The following is a 21,944-nucleotide window of genomic DNA, read 5'->3' as shown; positions in this document are numbered from 1 at the left end:
TCCGACATTGAATTTATTTTTAAAGTGGGTGATCGGCGGGGTTCATTCAACACCGGTGCAATGCCAAAAACCTGCAAAGCCAAGGCCCCCACAAGGCCCCAAACCAGCAAGTCATTGGCACCAAGTTCAGCTCGATCCATCAACTCTGGAGTTACCCATCATGAAAAAAATCTTCGCAGCATTTCAGTCTTTTTGCGCCGATGAAAGCGGTGCGACCGCCATCGAATATGGCTTGCTTGCATCGCTGATTGCCGTCGCCATCATCGTGCCCGTGACAGCTGTGGGGGGTGCCTTGAAAGATGTGTTTGAAACCCTCACCACCTCGCTGACATAAAGGCAAGCCCCTCAAAAACCGAAGCCGCCATGACCCACTCTGCATTCGACCATGTGCATCTGCTGGCCTTGGCTGCCATGCTTGTGGCGGCCATGTGGCATGACGCAGGCCACCGCCGAATTCCGAACATGCTGGTGTTGTGGGGCAGCCTGACCGCGATCGGTCTGTCCCTGTCAACACTGGGCATTGGGCTGAATTCGGCATTGGCCGGTGGCATGGTCGGCTTCTTGGTTTTTGGGGTGCTTTACCGATTTGGCATGGTCGGAGCAGGCGACGTGAAACTGGTCGGAGCAACAGGTTTTTTCCTGGGGTATCCCGACATGTTTCAGGTCGTCTTGTTCATTTTTTTGGCAGGCGGCATCTTGTCGGTCACTTGGGCCTGGTGCACTGGAACACTCCACCAGTCATTGCAAAACCTGCACAGCGCTGTGTCATTCACATCGCCAAGACCCCAAGCACCAGCCAAGCCACGATTCATTTTGCGCATCGGTTCTGCGCGTTTGCCATACGCCTTGGCCATTGGTGCGGGCACCGCTGTGCATGTTTTGAGCAGCTGGATGGCTTGGCCCCTGTGACGATCACCCAACAAAGATGACACATGAGAAACCTTCGCCCCTTTGGTGTATTGATGATCGCGCTGATCCTTGGCCTGGCCGCCGCAGGTTATGCGGCCAAATGGCTGCAACAGCAAAATGAGGGCTCCACCCTGCAGGTGCTGGTGGCGGCACGGGACTTGCAAATGGGCACACGCTTGATGCCCGACATGATGACCACTTTGGCATGGCCCAAAGCCGCCTCGCTCAAAGACCCCTTGATCCGCATGGACCAAGCCGTTGGACGCGTGATTCGCATTCCTGTGCTGCGTGGCGAACCCTTTTTGATGAACAAACTCGCCCCCATTGGCGACAAAGGCGGACTGTCCTCTGTGCTGAGCGAAGGTCAACGTGCAGTGACCGTCAAGGTCAATGAAATCGTGGGTGTGGCTGGTTTTGCCTTGCCAGGCAACTATGTCGATATCATGGTCAACACCCCGGACCAAATGAATCAACCGGTGTCCAAAATCGTGCTGGAACGCATTCAGGTGCTGGCCGTTGCGCAAGATGTGGCCAGCACCGAAAACAAACCCCGGGTGGTCAATGCGGTCACTTTGCAAGTCACCCCCATACAGGCCGAGCAAATTGACTTGGCCCGCAGCATTGGCACGCTGTCACTGGTGCTGCGCAGTCAAAGCGATCAGTCGTCCGTGTCCACACAAGGTGCCCGAAAAATAGACCTGTTGCAAGGCACAGCGCTGGCCCAAGTGCCTGTCAAAGCCGTTGCTGCGCCTCGGGTGGCCAGCAACACAAAGATCAGCAAAACCACCCACCCACCCCAAGCTGCCCCATCCCCCAATGAGGCTGAGCCACCGCGTCTGGAAGTCATACGCGGTCTGCAATTGACCAGGGAGTCAGTGCGTGAATTCAACCCTTGACCGTGCATTGTTGATTGATTGCTTTGAAAAAGAAAACACCATGACAAGACCCACGCCCTGCCCATTGAATGGCTTGAAGGCCACCCTACTCACCGCATCTCTTGGCCTGTTGCTTTGGATGACACCGAAATGGGTCAGCTCTGCCACCTTGCCCCACCCACCCCCCGATCTGCGAACCGCAACCACACTGAGCACAGACGCACTGCGAAAGACTTTGCCTAACCCGCCCCCCAGCAGCAAAGCATCGAGTCAACCAGACATTCAAACCGTGGGCTCTGTCCAAATGGCCCCAGCCTTGCGACTGACCGCAGGCAAGTCTCTGTTACTGCAACTGTCTGAGAACGCTGCACGCTTGTCGGTGGGCAACCCCGATGTGGCCGATGTGGTGTTGATCAACCAACGTGAAATTTACCTGCTCGGCAAAAAACCAGGCCATACCAATTTGTTGGTTTGGACTGCCAAAGGCAACACCACTTTGCGCGACATCAGCGTGGGCACCGACACCGACGCCCTGTTTGCCAAGTTATCGGAATACGTGCCCGGTGTCGAAAACTTGCGTGTGGACAGCGTGGCCGATAGCCTCGTCCTGAGCGGGCGTGTGAGCGATGGCATGAAGGTGCAGCGTTTGATGGCTTTGACCGAAGCCTTCAATGGCAACAAAAAGGTCATCAATTTGCTGCGGGTGCATGGCACACAGCAAGTCATGCTCGAAGTCAAAGTGGCCGAGGTGTCCAAGACCCTTCTTGATGAATTGGGGGTCGATGTCAACCTCACCCGCACTTTCGGCTCGACATCGGTCAACCTTTTGTCACAACTGCTCAGTGCGGGATCCACCGCTTTGACCACCAGCCGCGCCAACGGCATGAGCACCGTGACATTGACCGCAGAGATGAAAAAAGGTTTGGTCAAAGTGCTGGCCGAACCCACGATCACCGCCATCAGTGGGCAAGAAGGTTCGTTTTTGGCCGGTGGAAAAATCTACATTCCTGTACCGCAAGCCAATACCAACGGCAGCACCACCATCACACTGGAAGAAAAAGAATTTGGTGTGGGTTTGCGCTTTTTGCCCACCGTGCTCGAAGACGGCCTGATCCATCTTCGCGTGACCCCTGAAGTCTCTGAACTTTCACAAGTCGGGACACTGGTCAAAGGCATAGGCAACCAAAGCAGCTTGTTGCCGTCCATCACCACACGCCGCGCTTCCACCACGGTGCAATTGCGCGACGGTGAAAGTTTTGCCATTGGTGGCTTGGTCAAAAGCAATGTCACACAAACCATCAAGGCATTTCCCATATTGGGGGAACTGCCCATTTTGGGGGCGCTGTTTCGAAGCACCGCTTTTCAGACAGAAAAGTCCGAACTGCTGTTTGTCATCACCCCCCGTTTGGCCAAAATATTGCCGCCCAACTACGCCTTGCCCACAGATGCCTACATCCAACCCACGCGGCATGAGTATTTTTTACATGGACAAATGGAGGGCCCTGCACCCATTGCCACCCCCATTGCCGACCCCGTGCCGACGCCCACGCCGTCCATCGAACCCCGCAACGTCCAGACCGTCACGCCATGAGCTTGCGCACCATGAACTCACACTCACCCGCCCCATTGCCCACATGGATCGCCATGGCTTGCCTGTGCTTTGTGCTCATGGCTTGCCAAGCGCCTCCAACGCTGTTGGACCAACATTTCGGTCACGCCGTGAAAGCTGCACAAAACCAGCCAACACGTCAAGCCACACCCCAAACCTGCCCTCATCACACCCTGTCGCAGCACAGCGCCCGTCATGGCGACATCGCGCCCAAAATGGCTTGCCATCCAAGCGAAGGCAGCGACAGCGATGGCATCGCAGCCCAATCCGCCATTGAGCAATACCAGCAAAGTTTTCAAAAACCTGCCAGTCGCCCATCAGCCACCCACATCGGCAGCGGCCTCGGCTCAACCCTAGCCCCCTGAAAGCCACCCATGTTCATTCATGCCATCGCCTCGGGTGAAGCGCTGCAAAAAGCCTTGCAAGAGACCCTGCTTCAACACCATTTCAGCTTGAGCCAATGCACGGTCAGGGGTGCCGATCACCGCTTGTTGCCTTTGCTGGAACACACCCTGCACGAAGCTGGAATGGGCGATGTCTTGCTGATCGACATGCCATTGGCCACACGCACCGACGACTTGACTGCACTCGAAACCTGGCTGAGCACTCGGCCGGATTTGCACGTCATGGCGCTGTGTGAGAACAGCGGCCCATCCTTTTTGATGCAAGCCATGCGATCAGGCGTTCGAGAGATCCTGGCCCTGCCCCTGAATCCCCAAGAACTCCTTGAAGGCCTTCAACGCGCAGCGACACGGGCATCCGCTCAAACCATTCGCTTGGCCCCCAACACCGCAAGCCCAGACACCTCTTTGGCATCACCACCTCGCGGAAAATTGCTGACGTTCATGAGCAGCAAAGGGGGCAATGGCAGCAGTTTCATTGCGGCCAACATCGCCCATGTCTTGGCCGATGAGTTTGATCGCTCCTGTGCATTCGTGGACATGGATCTTCAGTGCGGTGATGCCTCTTTTTACCTGAGCAGTGGCACCCAGACCAATTCATTGTTCGACTTAACCCGCCAAATTGATCGCCTGGATGTGCAGCTGCTGGCCAGTTGCATGCATGCGGTCACGCCTCGCTTGGGCTTGCTGGCCGCACCCCATGACATGGAAAGTGCTCTGACGATTTCGGCGCACGACATCGAAAAGGTGCTGAACATGGTTCAAAACCAACACGAGGTGGTCTTGGTGGATCTTCCCCGCACACTGAACGTCCTGTCCTTGAAGGCGCTGGACATGGCCGATGTGATCTTCATCGTGACCCAATGCAACACACCCGATGTCCGCGATGCCCAGCGTTTGGTCAGCACGCTGCGTGCATTGGGCTACAAAGACAACAAATTGCGTCTTTTGGTCAACCAGCACACCTCGGGGGCTTGGGTCAGCCTGCCTGAGCTGGAAAAAGCGGTGGGGCTGAACGTCACACACACCCTTCCCAGCCTCCCACAGTGGGTCAATGAAGCACTGCACACCGGAAAGCCACTGGCCTCGGTGCATGACCACAACGGCGTGATGCACGCCTTGCGTGAGATGGCTGGCGCACTGCTGGACACCACTCCTTCCAAAAACCGCCATTGGTTGCAACGCTGGATTGGCCGACGGGCTTGAGCCCATCCCGAACACGACTCCATGGCATTGATCTGACAAGGCTGATTTGTGAAACCCAATCTTCGATCCCAGTTTGAAAATCTGTCGTCAGTCAGCACAGCGCCAAGCCCCCCGGCCTTGCTGGCTCCCAGCCCCCAGGCCTCGGATATGCAACTGGATGAATGCAAAACCCGCATCCACCAAGAAATTTTGTCGCGCATGGATTGGCAACGCCTTGAAAGCATGCCCCCAGAGCGTTTGAGAACCGAGCTCCAAACCCTGACCGAAGAGCTCATGGTCAAACACAAAATGGCCCTGAATGAGACTGAACGCCGGGTGGTTGTCCAAGCCATACAAGACGAGATGCTGGGCCTGGGGCCGATCGAGTCGCTTTTGTCAGACCCCAGCGTCTCTGACATTTTGGTCAATGGCCCCCACCAGGTGTATGCCGAGCGACACGGCAAGATCGTGGCCACCAATATCCAATTTGACGACGATGCCCATCTGCTCAGGGTCATTGACCGCATCGTTTCCCGCATAGGCCGCCGTGTGGACGAAATGAGCCCCATGGTGGATGCACGTTTGCCTGACGGCTCAAGGGTCAACGCCGTCATTGCGCCCTTGGCGCTGGACGGCCCCTTGTTGTCCATTCGCAGGTTTTCCGTGATCCCCTTCACCATGCAAGACCTGATCCGAAGGGGCACGCTGACCGAGGGGATGGCCGAATTTTTACAAGGACTGGTCAAAGCCAAATTGAACATGCTGGTCTCAGGCGGCACTGGCAGCGGAAAAACCACACTGCTCAACGTCATGTCGTCGAGCATTCCTGCCGACGAGCGGATCATCACCATCGAAGACGCGGCCGAACTGCAGCTGCAGCAACCCCACGTCATTCGCATGGAATCGCGCCCACCCAACATCGAAGGCAAAGGCGAGATCACACAACGCGACTTGCTGCGCAACAGTTTGCGCATGCGACCTGACCGAATCATCATGGGCGAGGTGCGGGGCGCCGAGGTGCTGGACATGCTGCAGGCCATGAACACCGGGCACGACGGCTCCATGACGACCATTCATGCCAACTCGGCAAGAGATGCATTGACCCGCCTGGAACACATGCTGGGCATCGCAGGCCTGAAGGCCGAATCCAGGGCCATGCGTCAGCAAATCAGTGCCGCTTTTTCGGTGGTGATTCAAGTGTCCAGGCTGTCGGATGGCCAGCGCAAGATCACCAGCATCCAGGAGATCACCGGCATCGAAGGCGATGTGATCACCATGCAAGAAATTTTCAAATTTGAGCAAACCGGTCTCAACCCAACCGGGGCTGTACAGGGCCAATTCATGGCCACTGGCATTCGGCCCCAATTTGCCCAGCGCCTGTCCACACGCGGCATCGTCCTGAAGGACACGCTGTTTGAGCCAACCCAGCGTTGGTCTTGAGCATGAGCACCGCCTACCTCACTTTTTTATCGCTGACCGCGATGAGCATGGCCTTGCTGGCCTGGGGCCTGCGAGGCATTTGGCAGCAAATGTTTGACCCCCGCTACAAGGCCCTGGCACGGCGCTTGGCCACTTCTGACCCGGCAAGGCTGCAATCACTTTCACTCAGTTTGCGGCCCCGGCGACAACTCAGTCAGTGGGCTTGGGCAGAAAACATCTTGCAAACCCTGCCGGGCATATCGCAGCTGGACATTTTTTTGCTCCAAACGGGCCTGAAGCTGAGTGTGGGTCAAATCACGGCCGGGGTCATGGCGCTGGTGTTGGGCAGTCTGTTGGTGGGGCTGATGCTGAACTGGCCTGCTTGGCTCGTGTGGTTTTGTTCGCCCGCCGGGGTGGCGCTGCTGTGGACTTTTTTGAACCACCACCGGACACAGCGCATGGACCACATCGGCAACGCCTTGCCCAATGCCCTGGATTTGATTGCACGCTCCATGCAAGCAGGACATGCCTTCATCAGCGCCCTGCAAATCGCGGCCAAAGACAGTCCAGCCCCCCTGTCCACAGAGCTGCGTGCCGTGTTTGATGAAATCAATTTTGGGGTCAGCAGCTCGCAAGCCTTGCAGTCTTTGTCCAACCGGGTGGCCAGTGAAGACATTCGTTATTTTGTGGTCGCTGTCATCATCCAAAGCGAGACGGGCGGCAATCTGGCCGAAGTGCTCAAAAACACCGCCATGCTGATTCGCAAACGTCAAAACATCGCGGGACTTGTTCGAGTCTTGTCCGCCGAAGGTCGCATCTCTGCCGTCATTTTGTCGGTCATGCCTTTTGCCTTGGCCGCATTGATGAGCCTGCTCAGCCCGGGATTCATCTCCAAACTGTGGACCGACCCCATCGGCCTGAAAATGGTCTACACCTCCTTGTGCCTGATGCTCTTGGGCATCTTGTGGATGTGGCGACTGATCAAGATACGCGTCTGATTTCTGGTTTGGAAGGCATGCAATGAGCTCTTTTTCCTTTGTGTTTGTGGCCCTCGTTTTTGCGCTGACACTGAGTGTGAGTTTGGTCCTGTTGAGCCTTTGGATGCCCAAACCCGGACACGAGCGGCTGACGCGGCTGATGAGCGCCAACCAGCCCACCCCCCCTCATGCTTGGAGGCGATCCAAAAATCGATTGCAGTCAGCCTTGTTGTGGTTCAGCCCTTGGGCTGCGAGTTTTTCTGGCGGCTCATCCGATGCACCAGGCGAAGCCCCCTCGGCTTTAAAACAGCAATTTGCACATGCCGGTTGGCGCTCTTTTGCAGCGCTGCAAATGTATTTCACCAGCAAAACCATGCTGACCTTGCTGCTGCCCGCAGTGGCCTGGCTCGTGATCACGGGCAATTCATGGACCTTGCACCCCATGGTTCAAACCAGTGTGCTGATTGTGTGTGCAACGGCTGGTTATTACTTGCCCAACATGTTTGTCAAATGGTGTGTACAGCGTCGGCAATTGGCTTTGCTGCACGCCTTTGCGGATGCCCTGGATTTGCTGCGCGTTTGTGTTCAGGCCGGTTTGGGTCTGGATGCGGCCATGGAGCGCGTAGGCCGTGAAATGCGTTACGCCAGACCCGAATTGTCTGAAGAATTTGCACTGACAGGACTGGCCCTGAGAGCAGGCTCCTCACGGGCAGAGGCATTGCGCGGACTGTCTTTGCGTGTGGGCTTGAAAGACATTGACGCTTTGGTCTCGGTCTTGATTCAGGCAGACCGTTTTGGCTCCAGCGTCTCAGACGCCCTGCTGGTCCACTCAGATGCCTTGCGATCACAGCGACGACTGCGGGCCGAAGAAGCCGCAGCCAAACTGCCTGTCAAATTGCTCATCCCACTCATCTTCTGCGTTTTCCCATCCTTATTGACCGTCTTGCTCGGACCCGTGGTGGTCACGCTGTCGCATCAGTTTTCTAAAACGGCTGGTGCCTGATCCCCCAATTACCCTGGTCCTATGGGCCAACTCCACGGCATTCGAAAAGTACTGTCCTGTGAAGTGGATTTTTCCTGATCAGTATTCGTTTTTTGGGATCGCTTAGTCTATTGCCAGCAGGGCTGCCCAAAATACCGTTGATGGGCAAAAGTCACGCACCTTGGCTCAGGCCTTGAAGGTATGGGCTGTTGTTGCCTCAGCCAGCCAACTCCGAGCTTTGGAGCTCACTGAGAACCCCCACTTGATCCATGTGTTTGCCGTTCGACACGGATGAACAAACACCGCCATCGGCAGCCCCCCCCAAGTCCAGCACCCCATCTGCCGTCCAAGCTCGCGCTTCAAAGTCTGCGGCACCTCACATCTGAGCGCATCAAAACCCTAAAATGAATACTTGTTAGGTCAATTTCAGTATTTTGTAATTTCAAAAAATACAATGAAGCTGGCCCCCCAACTTCACCCTTCCTTCAGAAAGAGTCCGATGATGAACACCTGCAAAGCCATTGGCGTGGTCGTGATGAGTCTGGGCTGTGCCCTGGCGCAGGCCCAAGCAGGGCACCTTGAGCGCATCTCAGCCAGCCAAAGCCTGCGGGTGTGCATTTGGCCCGACTACTACGGCATTTCTTACCGCGACCCCCGAACCCAGCAGCTGCAGGGCATTGATGTGGACATGGCGCAGCACTTGGCCAAAGACTTGAAGGTGGCCCTGAAATTTGTCAACAGCTCATTCGCCACCCTGATCGATGACCTGACCCAAGACCGTTGCGATGTGGCCATGTTCGCCATTGGCATCACGCCTGCGCGTTCAGAAAAACTCCGCTTTACCCAGCCACACCTGGTCAGCGACATGTTTGCCATCACCACCAAAAGCAACCGCCGCATCAAATCGTGGGCCGACATTGACCAAGCGGGTGTCGAGGTCTCGGTCGCCAAGGGCACGGTGCACGAGGCCGTGATGCGCGACAAACTCAAAGCCGCCACCCTCAAGGTCAACCCCACGGCGCAGGGGCGCGAGCAAGATGTCGAGTCCGGGCGGGCCGATGTGTTCATGACCGATTACCCGTTCAGCCGCCGCATGTTGGAGCAAACCGATTGGGCCAGGCTCGTCAGCCCGCCAAGCACCTACCACCTGACGCCTTATGCCTATGCAGTGGCCCCCGGTGACGAGCGCTGGTTGGCGCGGATGAACCAGTTTGTGCGGGACACCCAACAAGATGGTCGCTTGATGGCGGCGGCCAAGCGGCATCGCCTTGAATCGATTGTGTCCAGCGAGCGATGACGCCTCAACCACGAAACCCTTGGGGGCTCAAATGGGGGGCCGCCTCGTTTTGGGCGGCGGCAGCTTTGTTGCTGACCTTGGTGTTGGGTTTGACGGCGTTCAACCTGTGGCGTTTGCGCACGGTGGCGCTGGACAACGGCTTGGTCACTGCGGCCCAATTTGCCAACGCCTTCGAAGAGCATCTGAGCCAGACACTCAGTCTGGTGGATGTCAATTTGGTGAATCTGGCCGAACTCGACAAGCCCGACAGCGCCATGGCGGCTTTGATGCGGCATGCACGCTACATTCGGTCGATTTCTTTCACCGACGCACAAGGCGTGGTTGTGCACAGCTCGGAAGCCCGTAACCTCGGGCTCAGGGTCGAGGATTCGGCATTGTTGCCACAGGGCCCTGAGCCTTTGTCCATTTTGCGCATCGGCCCACTCACGGGCGGGCGGGACCTTTTTAACGCCCAAGCCATCAAGGCGGGACAAGCCGCGCCTGCCCAAACGTTCATCTTGGTTCAAAGGCAATTGCCAGGGGCCGATGGGCACATGAAAAAAGTGCTGGCGGTCATCAACCCCGACTACTTTCTCAATTATTACGACCGACAAATGGGACCGGATGACAGCACCATCGAGTTGCTGCGTCCCGATGGCGGTTTGTTGCTGAGCACGGCCCCATCGTTTGAGCCCAACAGCCAACACAACCTGCGCGTGACACAGCAGCTGCAAGTGTCTGAATCGGGCCAACTGCCCGATGACAGCTACGCGGGCACGCCTTGGTTGACCGCTTACCGGGCTTCTCGCAGTTTTCCCGCCACGGTGGTGGTTCACCTGGACCGGGACAAACTGCTCAGCGTGTGGCGCAGCGAAGCCTGGATGAGTTTGATCTTGGTGGGCACGCTGATGGCCATTGCCTTGATCGGCAGCGGGGTGTATGTGGCCCGATCAAGGCAATGGGCCTCTGAGCGCGAGAACTGGATCAAAGACCTGAACAACCAAAAATACGCACTCGACCAGCATGCCATCGTCAGCGTGTCCGACCTGCAGGGGCACATCACTTATGCCAACGACCGCTTTTGCCACATCAGCGGCTACACGCAGCAAGAGTTGCTGGGGCAGTCGCATCGCCTCATCAATGCGGGCGTGCACCCGGAAGAGTTTTTCGAGACCCTGTGGAGCACGATTGCACAAAGCAGGGTCTGGCACAACGAGATGTGCTGCCGCAAGAAAAATGGCGAGGTGTTTTGGGTCAATGCCACGATCGTGCCCTTTCTGGATGTGGATGGACGGGTGCAGCAATACATCTCCATCAGCACCGACATCACCGATCGAAAGCAGGCCGAAAGATCGTTGCAAATCGCCAAAGAAACGGCCGAACAGGCTACTGGAGCCAAAAGCCAGTTTTTGGCAAACATGAGCCACGAGATTCGCACACCCATGAATGCGATCTTGGGTCTGCTGCAACTGCTGCAGCGCACCGAGATGGATGGGGTGCAAAAAGCCTACGTGACACAAACAGAAAACTCGGCACGCGCACTGCTGGGCCTGCTCAATGACATTCTGGATTTTTCAAAAGTAGAAGCCGGTCAAATGCAACTGGATCTGCAAGCCTTTGGCCTGCAAGATTGGGTGCGTGAATTGAGCGTGATCCTGACGCACAACCTGGGTCCAAAGCCAGTTCAACTCAAAGTCGAAGTGGACCCGAATTTGCCAGACACCCTGCTGGGTGATGACATGCGACTCAGGCAAATTTTGATCAACTTGGGCAGTAACGCGATCAAATTCACCGCGCAAGGCCAGGTGATCATTCGTGTGGCCCAGATCCAGCGCCAGCAAAACGATGTGACCCTCAGGTTTTCTGTGACGGACACCGGCATTGGCATTGCGCCAGAGCACCTGTCGCGCATTTTTGAAGGTTTTTCGCAAGCCGAGGCCAGCACCACACGGCGTTTTGGTGGCACAGGACTGGGGCTGTCCATCTGCAAGCAATTGGTGAAGATGATGGGCGGTGAATTGTGCGTGAACAGCACATTGGGGCAAGGCAGCGAGTTTTCCTTCACCATCCCACTGACGGCTGTGCCAAGCGCCCCGGTCAACACCAAGGCGCCGCCCACCGGGGCCGTCAAAACCCAACGACTTCAGGGCATGCGCTTGTTGGTGGTCGAAGACAATTTGATCAACCAGATGGTGGCTCAAAAACTGCTCTCGCAAGAGGGCGCGGAGGTCACTTTGGCCGACAACGGCGAGCTGGGCATGCGGGCCGCCATCACCGCCGAGCCTGGCTTTGACGCGGTGCTGATGGATGTGCAAATGCCGGTGATGGACGGCTACGAAGCGGCCAAAGCCATCGGCCTGCACATGGGCCACAAGCAGCCGCCCATCATCGCCATGACCGCCAATGCCATGGCTTCTGACCGCCAAGCCTGTTTGGATGCGGGCATGAAAGACCACATTGGCAAGCCCTTCATGCTCGACCAATTGGTGGCACTTTTACATCGGCACACCGAAAACAAGGCTCAGGCCAACGCAGCGCCTGTCAACGATTGATTCGGAGTCAGCTGCGAACCCATGTCGGCAACGGTGCAGACTTGTGCAAAACGTCTTGGTGCAGCCAGAGTGCACTCCTGCGTGCGCGTTCGGCCACCATTTGCAGCGGCAGTTGCTGGTAATCGTCGTTGAACACTTCAAAGCTGTAGTCGCCCCGGTAAGCAATGCGGTCCAGCCGCAGCACCAAATCGGCCAATTGTTCACTGTGCACGCCCTCGCCCGGGAACACACGGAATGTGCGGGCTGTGGTCATGCGCTCTTCAAAGGTGGGGGTTTCTTGCCACATGAAGTCTGACAATTGCACCAAAAAGATTTTGGACGGGTCCAGCTCTTCAATCGCGTCGAGCGATGTTTTGGCTGCAAAGATGTGGAAGGAGTCCAGGCCAATACCGAGGTTGGGACAATCGGCGCGGCAGACCACGTCCCAGCTGGTCGAAAATTCGTTGACAGTGCGGCCCCACGACAGCGCTTCGTAAGCGATCTTGATGCCCAAAGGCACAGCCAGCATGGCCAGCTTTTTCAGGTCGGCGGCAATCTGGTCCAGGTCTTGCGTGGCGTGGCGCGAGGTCGATGAGCAGGCCAGCAAAACCTTGCTGCCGGTGGCGGCGCACATCTCGAGCATGGCTTTGGCAATGTCGAGTTTGTAGCTGTGCAGGTGGCCAGACAACCCTTCAAAGTCGCGCAGCACCTGAAAACCCGTGGGCCGCATGCCGCTTTGGCGCACGGCAGCCACGGCAGCCTGCACACCCCCCGGATGCGTGACCAGATCGCGGGCCATGAGCATCACCTGAGAAAAGCCTGCACCTTTCATGGCCGCCAGCTTGGCCTCCAGCGTGCCTGCCATGGTGATGGTGTCCATGCCGTAGCCGTCGAGCAAGTTCATGCGCTGCCTCACTGGCCAACAAGTTCAAAAGCCACCGAGCCCAAAGTGGCACGGGTGAGCGCACCACGGTCTTCCGGGTGCAATCGGGTGGACTCGACAAATTCCACACCACGGGCCTTGAGCGCGGCCACGGCTTGACCCACATCGGGGACACCCAAACCAATGCGCTGCAAACGCTCAGGGCTGTCGTCGGCATCCATCCAGGGCTCAGGCTCAATGAGTTGCCACAAGAAAGTGCCGCAGGGGCTTTTCATGAGCTTGCCCTTGGGCAGGATGCCAAAGCGCTCTTCATCGGGAATGCCGCTGAAGTCAAACATGTGTTCGTAATAAGTCTGCCAGTCGGCGCTGCGAGCTGCACCGATGTACTGCACCACCCCGAAATAGCTCATGCCTGCCAATGCGGGCGGGTTCGGGTCCACTGTGGGAATGGGCTTGAAGTCGATGTCGTAAATCGAGAACTCTTGCCAACGGTCCACAAAGTAAAAGCGGCTGCCACCCGGGCCATGGATGGCCGGAATGTGCAACTCCATGGCCTGCGCATGGCTGCCCACGCTCCAAGCCCCCAAATCCAGACACCGGGTGTGCGCCTTCAAGGCGTCCTGGACCCGAAAGGCAATGGCCGAGATCACGGGCTGACCGTCCACCGTGCTGCTCACACGGGCATCGTCGAGGCTGGCATTCACCACCAGGTTCATCGTGCCTTGGCGGTAGAGCGTCACCTCACGCGAGCGGTGCCTGGCCACTGGGCGAAAGCCCATGTTTTCGAGCACCTGACCCAGTGCCTGTGGTCGGCTGGTGGCGTATTCGATGAATTCAATGCCCGCAATGCCCAAACGGTTGGGCATGTCGGGCACGGCTTCGCGGTCAACTTTGTTCAAGGTCATCTCTTCGCTCCAGTTGCAATTTGCAGGTGCCCACCCCCGTGGGCGATGGTGTTTTGGGTGTGTCGCACACCCGCCACCCACGGGGTGGGCTCCAACAAAAAGAGGTTCAGTTCATTGGCCGTGGTGATGGGTCAAACAGCTTCAATAACTCAGCCGCGCCACACGGCGCAGCACATCGGCCGTGGTGGTGGGGAGGCCAAAAAATTCCAGGTAGGCCGGAATCTGTTCGTACAGCATGTCGGTGCCCACCTGCGTGCGGCAGCCGCGTGCCTGGGCTGCGGCCAAAAATGCGGTGGTCTCGGCACGCATCACGACCTCGCCCACAAATGTGTTGGGCGACAGGCGCGATACATCGAGGGGCAACGGGTCGCCCTCGTTCATGCCCAAGGGCGTGGCGTTGACGACCAGGTCATGACCCACCGGGTCATTCGACCCGGTGTGCACCTCGATGTGCGGGTAATGGGCTTGGAGCCGCTGGGCCAGCGCCTCGCAGCAGTCGGCATGGACATCAAACAGGCTGATGGCGGCGATGCCCGCGCCCGCCAGCGAAGCGGCAATGGCGCTGCCCACGCCGCCTGTGCCCACCACCAGCACACGCAGGCCTGTCAGGTCCAGACCCTTGCGCTGCACGCCGCGCACAAAACCGGCACCGTCAAACATGTCGCCCACCAAACGGCCATCGGCCAGGCGCTTGACCGCGTTGCAAGCCCCGGCCACACGCACGGTGGCGGTGACGTCATCAAGCAGGCCCACAGTGCTGACCTTGTGCGGCATGGTGATCAGTGCGCCCCGGATGTTTTCCAGCGTGAACACCGACTGGAGGAAGGCCGGGTAGTTCTCGGCTTTGCAACCCATGGGCACCACCACCGCGTTGATGCCCGCCTCATTGAAGTACGGGTTGTAGATCATCGGTGACTTGAAGGTGTGTGTGGGGTAGCCGATGTGCGCGATGAGTTCGGTGTGGCCGTTGATCATGGACTGTGGGAAAGAAGTCCGCAGCGCGGTGGCATGCGAACTGAAGAAATCAGGAAATGCCCCCTTCAATGCAGGGGCTGGTGCCGCTGCAGCGCAAGGCTGCAGCGGTCATATCAAAAGCCAGGCCAAGGCGCGTGCCGTGGCCTTGGGGCTTACTTGCGCAGCTTGGCCAGCTCGGCTTGCAGCTCGGCCACGGTGGCCGCAATCGGCTCGCCGTGCTTGGCAATCACGGGCTTCATCTTCTCGCGCAAGATGGCCACTTCGGCTGCGGGCAAGGTGGTCACTTGCATGCCGCCTTTTTTCAGGTTCTCGAGCAAGCTCGCTTCCTGGGCACGGGCCTGGGCACGCTGGAACTTGGACGACTCGGCAGCGGCATCGCTCAGGATTTTCTTGTCAGCGGCCGAGAGGGTGTCCCAGAACTTTTTGCTGATCACGATCGACTGGGGGTTGTACTGGTGACCGGTCAAGGTCAGGTGCTTTTGCACTTCGTACAACTTGGCGCCGTTGATGGTGGCCACTGGGTTTTCCTGGCCGTCCACCGCCTTTTGCTCCAGGGCTGCGTACAACTCAGGGAATGGCAGAGGTGTGGGGTTGGCACCCAGCGCCTTGACCCAGTCCACGTTGATCGGGTTGGGAATCACGCGCAGTTTCAGGCCTTCGATGTCCGAGACCTTGTTGATGGCGCGGCGGCCATTGGTCAGGTTGCGAAAGCCCAGCTCGTAGTAGCCCAGACCGACCATGCCTTTTTCTTCCAGCTTGGCGTGCATCTTTTTGCCAAAGGCACCGTCGACCACCACATCGGCTTCCTGGCCGCTGGCGAACAAGAAGGGGAAGTCAAACACAGCAAAGTCTTTGACCTGCGATGCAAAGATGCCCGAGTTCATCGAGGCCATCTCCAAGGTGCCGCCCTGAATGGCCGAAACGTTGGCCTGGTCGCTGCCCAATGCGCCACCGGGGAACAGGTTGACCTTGAGTTTGCCGCCGGACTGCTTCTCGACGATCTCTTTGAACTTCTCCATGCCCTGGACGATGGGGTGGCCCGCCGCGTTCTGGTTGGCGAACTTGATGGTCCTGTCTTGCGCCGAAGCCACGCCCATGGCGGCCAGCGCCACGGTGGCGATCAAGGACTTGATGAATACACGTTTCATGAAGGGTCTCCAGAAAAAAGAAGGACGTACGCTGTGCATCAAAGGGCGGGTTGTCAGGCGTACCCGATCAGACATCCACACCCGGGAATCAATAAAACCAACGCGCGGGCACCATCACCAAAGCCGGGAAAGCCACCATGGCAAACATGATGGTGAACTGGGCGATCATGAAAGGCATCACGCCCCGGGTCACCTCGTCCATGCTGATTTTTCCGACACCTGCCACCGCGTTGAGCACCGTGCCCACAGGCGGTGTGATCAAGCCAATGGCGCAATTGATGATGAACAACACACCGAAGTAAATTGGGTCGATGCCTGCCGCCTTCACCACGGGCATGAGCACCGGGGTCAACAGCAAAATGGTGGGCGTCATGTCGAGCGCTGTGCCAATCACAATGATGATCACCATGATGGTGAACATGAGCAAACGGGGGCTGTCGAGCATGGGCTGCAAAATCTCGATCAGCTGGGCAGGCAGATTGGCCACCGTGATGAGCCAAGCCGAGACCATGGCGGCGGCCACCAAAAACATCACGACCGCACTGGTTTTGGCGGAGCTCACAAACAAGGGGTACAGGTCTTTCAGACCCAGCTCGCGGTACACCAAGGTGGAGATGAGCAAGGCGTAAACCGCCGCCACCACAGCCGCTTCGGTCGGAGTGAAGACCCCAAACTTCAGACCAAACACCACAATGAGCGGCATCACCAAAGCCCAGGTGGCTTCACGCATGGCCACGCCAATTTCTCGCAGGGTTTTGCGTGGCGGCACCTGCACCACCTCACGCCGCGCCAGCCACCACCAGGTGACCCAGAGCGAAGCGCCCAGCATGATGCCCGGCACGATGCCGGCCATGAAGAGTTTGGAAATGGACACGTTGCCCGCCACACCAAAGATCACAAAGCCAATGCTGGGTGGAATGACCGGGGCGATGATGCCGGCCGAGGCGATCAAGCCCGCCGAGCGGGCCCGATCGTGGCCTGCCGCCACCATCATGGGCAAGAGCAAAGCCGACAAGGCCGCCGCATCGGCCACCGCAGAGCCCGACAGCGCCGCCATGATCACGGCGGCCATGATGGTCACGTAACCCAGGCCGCCTTTGATGTGGCCCACACAAGCCATGGCAAAGTTCACGATGCGGCGCGACAAGCCCCCCGCGTTCATGACCTCACCGGCCAACATGAAAAACGGCACCGCCAACAAAGGAAAACTGTTGGAGCCTTCGAGCAGGTTTTGCGCGAGGATCTGGGCATCGAACATGTCCAGGTGCCACATCAAGGCGACACCACAAAGCAGCAATGAAAACGCGATCGGGATGCCAATGGCCATCGCGCCCAGCAGAGAAAAAACAAAAATAGCGATCGTCATGTCGGTGTCTCTTGTGCGCTCAGTTTTTGTCCGCGCCGTGCGGCGACTCTTCGGATTCTTGGACCATGACCAAGTCTTCATCACGCGTTTGTCCCGTGAGCAAACGCCACAACTCGGTGATCAATATCAAGCCACCCAGCACCGCAAACACCACACCAGGTGCATAGATCCAGGCCATGGACACTTCCATCACCGCGCTGGTGCTGCCCAGGTTGATCACGGTCTGCTGGTAAGCGCCGCGGAACAACAACCAGCAGATGTACAGCATCAAGCCATAAGACAGCGCCAAGCAAAACTTTTTCCCGCCAGGCCCCAATTTGCCCACCAGCATGTCCGTGCCCAAGTGGCCACGCTCCTTCAAGGCCACGATCGCGCCCATGAAGGTCATCCACACAAACAACCACCGTGACAATTCCTCGGACAAGGTGATGCCCGAGTTGAAGGCATAACGCATGACCACATTGCCAAACACCAGCACCACCATCACGGCCAGACAAGCGGCCATGACCATGCTCAAGGCCTTGCAAAAGCCATCCATGAATTTTTCAAGCAAAACAAGTCTCCTGACAAGGACAAGCACTAATGTACGAACTGGTTAGTTTTTTAAAAACAGGGATAACCCTGACGTGCATTGTGAAAGTACCCTAGCAGTTATGCCGAAATGGAATGACTGACAAAGCGCAGGATCAACTCGACCACATGCACCCGCTTGAGGGTGTTGGCCTTGTCCTGGCTGGCGCGGTCCTGAAAAATCAAGCCAAAGGTGTGACGGTTGGACACATTGAAAAACGTGAAGGCTGAAATCGCCGAGTGGATGTCCACCGGGTCCAGTCCTGACCTGAACAGGCCCTCGGCCACGCCCCGGTCATACACCTCGCGCACCGACTCAATGGCCTTGGTGTTGAGCTGCTGGATGCTCTGGCTCTGGCGCAAATAGTCGCCGCGCTGAATGTTCTCGTTCATCACCAAGCGGATGAAGTCCTCGTTGTTACGGTGGTGGTCATAAGTGAATTCCACCAGCCGCTGCAAGGCCTGCACAGGTGGCAAATCGTCCAGGTGCAGATCAGATTCAATGGCCCGCATGCGCCGGTAAGCTTCTTCCAGCACCGCCAAATACAGCCCATCCTTGCTGCCGAAGTAGTAATAGATCATGCGCTTGCTGGTGCGCGTGGCCGCTGCAATGGCGTCGATGCGGGCGCCGGTGAGGCCTTTGTCAGCAAATTCGTGCGTGGCCACCTGAAGGATCTCGGCCATGGTGCGGGCCGGGTCGTTGGTGCGGCTGGTGCCCGTGGTCGTGGGAGCTGGTGTCTCTGAGGAATGTACCGGTTGGTTCATGCGGGCAGTATAGAGGGGCCTGCACTGGCTTCAAAGCCGCCGTGCTCGCCAGATTGGCAAACAAGTGACGCCCTGCTGCACAAGTCCCGGCTACAGTTGCCGCCAAACTGTTCACTCAAAGGTACAAACATGACAACAATCGGCATGATCGGCATCGGCATGATGGGCCACGGCATCGCGAGCAACCTGCTCAAGCACGGGCAAAGCCTGACGGTTCTGGAGCACCCCGGCAACCAGCCGCTGGACACCCTGCTGGCCGCAGGCGCACGCACCTGCACCACGCCACAGGCCCTGGCCTCGCAGTCGGATGTGATCATTTTGTGCGTGACGGGCACGCCACAGGTCGAAGCGGTGCTGCTGGGCGAAGACGGTGTGCTCAAGGGCATGCGCCCCGGCACCATCGTCATCGACTGCTCGACTGCCGTTCCCGCCTCGACTGAAAAAGTCGCGGCCATGGTGATCGCCAAGGGCGGGCAGTTTCTCGATTCGCCCATGACACGCACCCCCAAAGAAGCCGCCGAAGGTCGACTGAACTTGTTGGTCGGTGGCGATGCGGACTTGTTTGAAACCTGCAAACCGATCCTGGCCTGCTTTGCCGAAAACATCGTGCACACCGGACCGATTGGCTCCGGCCACCGCATGAAGCTCTTGCACAACTACGTGTCGCTGGGCACCGTGACCTTGCTGGCCGAAGCAGCCGCATGCGCCCAACGTGCGGGTGTGGACGCGAGCACCTTTGTGGAAGTGCTGTCCAAAGGCGGCGGCTGGGGCGCGGCGCTCGACCGCCTCAAGCCCACACTCCTCTCGGGCGACACCTCGGGCCTGCGCTTTTCCATGAGCAACGCACTCAAGGACCTGAGCTACTACAACCAGATGGCGATCGACACGCATGCCGACCACACGGTGGCAGAAGCCGTCAAAAACACGCTGGAAGCCGCCTGCCAAGAAGGCGACCCGAACGCGCTGGTGCCCGAGTTGGTGGCGCTGCTGGCCAAACGCCAAACGACCTGAATGCTCAAGCCTGTGGTTTGACGGGCTGGGGTGTTTTCACCATCGTGATCACCCCAAACGGGCAGCGCCGCTCGCACAGGCTGCACCCGGTGCAACCCTGTTGATCGTGCAACACCGCATGCTTGCGCCAGGCCACCACCTGCAAACTCAGCACCCCCGGCGGACAAGCCGCCACACACCAGCCGCAACCGGTGCAACGGGGGGTGTGGATGTGGGGAAGCTTCATGTGATTCAAACGACAAAATAAGGACTGCCCGTATCAAGCTTACTGGGACGGAAAATAATCCATCGATCGATTGTCTTCACGAACTCAGTCATGCGGCACCTGCCAATACTTCCAAGCTGAATAACGGTCTCCATCATTATTTTTGTTCTTCGATAGACGCCCTTGAAATGCCCCTCATTTTGTGGAGCCCAACCATACCTACCAAAGAACGCATCTGCGTGATGGCAATCCCATTGAGCTGCAACAAACGCATCGAAGCATCCAGCCCTTGATGAATCAACACCGAGTTGATGCTTTCCAAGTTGGACAACACCACCAGTTGCTCCAACGTGGCCGCATCACGCATATTGCCTTTAATAGTTGGATTGCTTAGCCTCCACTGCCCTGCAGTCTGACCAAACAGAGCTACGTTCAGAAGATCGGCCTCATTGGCGTAAACGGTTGCAGTCTGCGCCCTGGTCAACCGGGCAGGAATGAGGTGAGCCTTGATCGCATCTGTGTGAATTTTGTAGTTCACCTTGGTCAAAGTGCGCTGAAAACTCCAAGCCAGAGAAGTGCTCTTAGCCTCTTCCTCTTTCAGGCGCTGGAATTCTTTGATCAGATAAAGCTTGAACTCCGGACTCAGCCAAGAGCCGAACTCAAACGCAATGTCTTTGTGAGCAAAGGTGCCCCGTATCGTCCCGCTTTGGCCAGCAAGCCAATAGCGCCTGTCGCCTCGATCCACTTTTTGGTCGACAGATAAAAGCTGTTACGGCCGGCCTCGTTTTTAATTCCATCTAATTCGGGGGAATTAAAACTGGCGTTGTTCAATTGCTCCCAAACGCCTAAGAACAACACGGTGTCCTTGTTTTTAAGCCATTGCTCAATGAGTGCGCTTCCACCTTCAAAGCTTCTGACCATGTCCGTGAGCGATATGTAGTCTTGTTCGTGGCGTGAGACGACAGTGATGGATGAGGTCTTGACAGTGATGGTTCGGTTTTTCATGTCGCCTCCGTGGTGGTATTAGGCATCGTGTCTATGATTTTGCGAGCCAAGCCCTTAAACCAGCGGCACCGTCAACTGCGCAATCACCGCCGCCGTATCCGGCCTGACCCCGCGCCACCAGGCAAAGGCCTCGGCCGCTTGCTCGGCCAGCATGCCCACGCCATCGGCCAGTTGCGTGACGCCCGCTTGTTGGGCCAGCTGCAAAAACGGCGTGAGGCCTTTGCCGTAGGTCAGGTCATAGGCCAGGCACCCGGGCGCAAATACACTGGCGGGCAATGGCGGCAGCTCGGCGCTCAGGCTGGACGAGCTGGCGTTGAGCACCACATCAAACGCCTGTCCCTGCAAGTCGGCATAGCCCAGCCCCTGCACGGGCACTTGGCCGGTCTGGTGCTGCTGCGCAAGCGCCGCCAACTCGTGTGCCTTGGCCACGGTGCGGTTGACGATCACCAGCTCGGCAGGCAGCTCGGCCAGCAAGGGCAGCAATGCGCCGCGCGTGGCACCGCCCGCACCCAAAATCAACACGCGCCGCCCTTGCAGCGGGCAGCCCAGGTTGTGCACCACGTCGCGCACCAGGCCCACGCCGTCAAAGTTTTCGGCATAGACCTTGTCGCCCTCGAACTTCATCGCATTCACCGCCCCCGCCATCTGCGCACTGGGGGCCAGGTCGGTGGCATAGGCAAAAGCGTCGAGCTTGAAGGGCGCGGTCACGTTCATGCCGCGCCCGCCACTGGCCCGAAATGCGTCCACCGTGGCCGCAAACTCGCCCAAGGGGCCGAGCAACTTGCCGTAGTCGATGTCTTGCCCAGTCACCTGCGCAAAAGCGCTGTGGATCAAGGGCGATTTGCTTTGTGCAATGGGGTTGCCGATCACGGCGTAACGGTCTGTCATGGGGTCATCTCGAACAACAATCCTTTGATCTTATCGCTGAAGGCCCCATCCCTCTGACC

General features: G+C 57.8%; 23 protein-coding genes. 12 read left to right on the top strand and 11 right to left on the bottom strand.

Going from position 1 to position 21,944, the window contains the following annotated elements:
• The first annotated feature begins 160 nt into the window (after positions 1-160).
• From B9Z48_RS12805 to B9Z48_RS12755, 11 genes are all read left to right on the top strand, one after another.
• Positions 161-334, top strand: coding sequence for a Flp family type IVb pilin (locus tag B9Z48_RS12805; protein ID WP_089956924.1), 174 nt, complete (start codon positions 161-163; stop codon positions 332-334).
• A 29-nt stretch (positions 335-363) separates the two neighbouring features.
• The gene (locus tag B9Z48_RS12800; protein ID WP_089956921.1) at positions 364-909 is read left to right on the top strand and encodes a prepilin peptidase; all 546 of its coding nucleotides are present in this window, start codon (positions 364-366) and stop codon (positions 907-909) included.
• 23 nt (positions 910-932) lie between these two features.
• Positions 933-1,805, top strand: coding sequence for a Flp pilus assembly protein CpaB (gene cpaB / locus B9Z48_RS12795; RefSeq protein WP_108378855.1), 873 nt, complete (start codon positions 933-935; stop codon positions 1,803-1,805).
• A 268-nt stretch (positions 1,806-2,073) separates the two neighbouring features.
• Positions 2,074-3,375 (top strand): type II and III secretion system protein family protein, encoded by a 1,302-nt coding sequence (locus tag B9Z48_RS12790; RefSeq protein ID WP_228769206.1) that lies wholly within the window; start codon positions 2,074-2,076, stop codon positions 3,373-3,375.
• Positions 3,376-3,386: 11 nt separating this feature from the next.
• Positions 3,387-3,758, top strand: coding sequence for a hypothetical protein (locus B9Z48_RS12785; protein ID WP_146186278.1), 372 nt, complete (start codon positions 3,387-3,389; stop codon positions 3,756-3,758).
• 9 nt (positions 3,759-3,767) lie between these two features.
• Entirely contained in the window at positions 3,768-5,000 is a 1,233-nt protein-coding gene (locus tag B9Z48_RS12780) for an AAA family ATPase (protein ID WP_108378853.1), read from the top strand.
• 117 nt (positions 5,001-5,117) lie between these two features.
• Positions 5,118-6,419: a CpaF family protein gene (locus B9Z48_RS12775; protein ID WP_228769205.1), complete on the top strand. Its 1,302-nt coding sequence runs from the start codon at positions 5,118-5,120 to the stop codon at positions 6,417-6,419.
• A gap of 2 nt (positions 6,420-6,421) precedes the next feature.
• Entirely contained in the window at positions 6,422-7,396 is a 975-nt protein-coding gene (locus tag B9Z48_RS12770; protein ID WP_089956907.1) for a type II secretion system F family protein, read from the top strand.
• 22 nt (positions 7,397-7,418) lie between these two features.
• Positions 7,419-8,378 (top strand): type II secretion system F family protein, encoded by a 960-nt coding sequence (locus tag B9Z48_RS12765; protein ID WP_089956904.1) that lies wholly within the window; start codon positions 7,419-7,421, stop codon positions 8,376-8,378.
• 481 nt (positions 8,379-8,859) lie between these two features.
• Complete coding sequence (locus B9Z48_RS12760) at positions 8,860-9,654, top strand: ABC transporter substrate-binding protein (protein WP_199233514.1); 795 nt, start codon at positions 8,860-8,862, stop codon at positions 9,652-9,654.
• Entirely contained in the window at positions 9,651-12,185 is a 2,535-nt protein-coding gene (locus tag B9Z48_RS12755) for an ATP-binding protein (protein WP_108378851.1), read from the top strand. The genes B9Z48_RS12760 and B9Z48_RS12755 overlap by 4 nt, the downstream gene beginning before the upstream one ends.
• A gap of 7 nt (positions 12,186-12,192) precedes the next feature.
• Here the strand turns inward: B9Z48_RS12755 and B9Z48_RS12750 are convergent, their stop codons facing one another.
• From B9Z48_RS12750 to B9Z48_RS12720, 7 genes are all read right to left on the bottom strand, one after another.
• The gene (locus B9Z48_RS12750; RefSeq protein ID WP_108378849.1) at positions 12,193-13,068 is read right to left on the bottom strand and encodes a sugar phosphate isomerase/epimerase; all 876 of its coding nucleotides are present in this window, start codon (positions 13,066-13,068) and stop codon (positions 12,193-12,195) included.
• 8 nt (positions 13,069-13,076) lie between these two features.
• Entirely contained in the window at positions 13,077-13,952 is an 876-nt protein-coding gene (locus tag B9Z48_RS12745; RefSeq protein WP_108378847.1) for a 4-hydroxyphenylpyruvate dioxygenase, read from the bottom strand.
• A 141-nt stretch (positions 13,953-14,093) separates the two neighbouring features.
• Positions 14,094-14,927 (bottom strand): shikimate dehydrogenase, encoded by an 834-nt coding sequence (locus tag B9Z48_RS12740; protein ID WP_089956886.1) that lies wholly within the window; start codon positions 14,925-14,927, stop codon positions 14,094-14,096.
• A 152-nt stretch (positions 14,928-15,079) separates the two neighbouring features.
• Positions 15,080-16,075, bottom strand: a complete 996-nt coding sequence (locus B9Z48_RS12735) for a TRAP transporter substrate-binding protein (protein WP_089956884.1) — start codon at positions 16,073-16,075, stop codon at positions 15,080-15,082.
• A gap of 88 nt (positions 16,076-16,163) precedes the next feature.
• Complete coding sequence (locus B9Z48_RS12730) at positions 16,164-17,441, bottom strand: TRAP transporter large permease subunit (RefSeq protein WP_089956880.1); 1,278 nt, start codon at positions 17,439-17,441, stop codon at positions 16,164-16,166.
• A 19-nt stretch (positions 17,442-17,460) separates the two neighbouring features.
• The gene (locus B9Z48_RS12725; protein ID WP_089956877.1) at positions 17,461-17,994 is read right to left on the bottom strand and encodes a TRAP transporter small permease; all 534 of its coding nucleotides are present in this window, start codon (positions 17,992-17,994) and stop codon (positions 17,461-17,463) included.
• 98 nt (positions 17,995-18,092) lie between these two features.
• Positions 18,093-18,776, bottom strand: a complete 684-nt coding sequence (locus B9Z48_RS12720) for a TetR/AcrR family transcriptional regulator (protein ID WP_089956874.1) — start codon at positions 18,774-18,776, stop codon at positions 18,093-18,095.
• Between B9Z48_RS12720 and B9Z48_RS12715 the strand changes: the two genes are divergently transcribed.
• Entirely contained in the window at positions 18,759-19,787 is a 1,029-nt protein-coding gene (locus tag B9Z48_RS12715; RefSeq protein ID WP_255419489.1) for an NAD(P)-dependent oxidoreductase, read from the top strand. The two genes, B9Z48_RS12720 and B9Z48_RS12715, sit on opposite strands and share 18 nt — an antisense overlap.
• A 4-nt stretch (positions 19,788-19,791) precedes the next feature.
• Here the strand turns inward: B9Z48_RS12715 and B9Z48_RS12710 are convergent, their stop codons facing one another.
• The 4 genes from B9Z48_RS12710 to aroE form a co-directional block, all read right to left on the bottom strand.
• Complete coding sequence (locus B9Z48_RS12710) at positions 19,792-20,013, bottom strand: ATP-binding protein (RefSeq protein ID WP_089956868.1); 222 nt, start codon at positions 20,011-20,013, stop codon at positions 19,792-19,794.
• A gap of 136 nt (positions 20,014-20,149) precedes the next feature.
• Entirely contained in the window at positions 20,150-20,737 is a 588-nt protein-coding gene (locus tag B9Z48_RS22010) for a KilA-N domain-containing protein (protein ID WP_255419487.1), read from the bottom strand.
• A complete protein-coding gene (locus B9Z48_RS21840) occupies positions 20,635-20,997 on the bottom strand; it encodes a KilA-N domain-containing protein (protein WP_233261116.1) in 363 nt (120 codons plus the stop codon). The genes B9Z48_RS22010 and B9Z48_RS21840 overlap by 103 nt, the downstream gene beginning before the upstream one ends.
• A 54-nt stretch (positions 20,998-21,051) precedes the next feature.
• The gene (gene aroE / locus B9Z48_RS12700; RefSeq protein ID WP_108378843.1) at positions 21,052-21,885 is read right to left on the bottom strand and encodes a shikimate dehydrogenase; all 834 of its coding nucleotides are present in this window, start codon (positions 21,883-21,885) and stop codon (positions 21,052-21,054) included.
• Positions 21,886-21,944: the final 59 nt, after the last annotated feature.

Origin of the sequence: Limnohabitans sp. WS1, from assembly GCF_003063265.1 — a bacterium.
Taxonomy (GTDB): Bacteria; Pseudomonadota; Gammaproteobacteria; order Burkholderiales; family Burkholderiaceae_C; genus Limnohabitans_A.
Note: the sequence above shows the minus strand (reverse complement) of the source record. Positions and strands in the feature narration are given on the sequence as shown.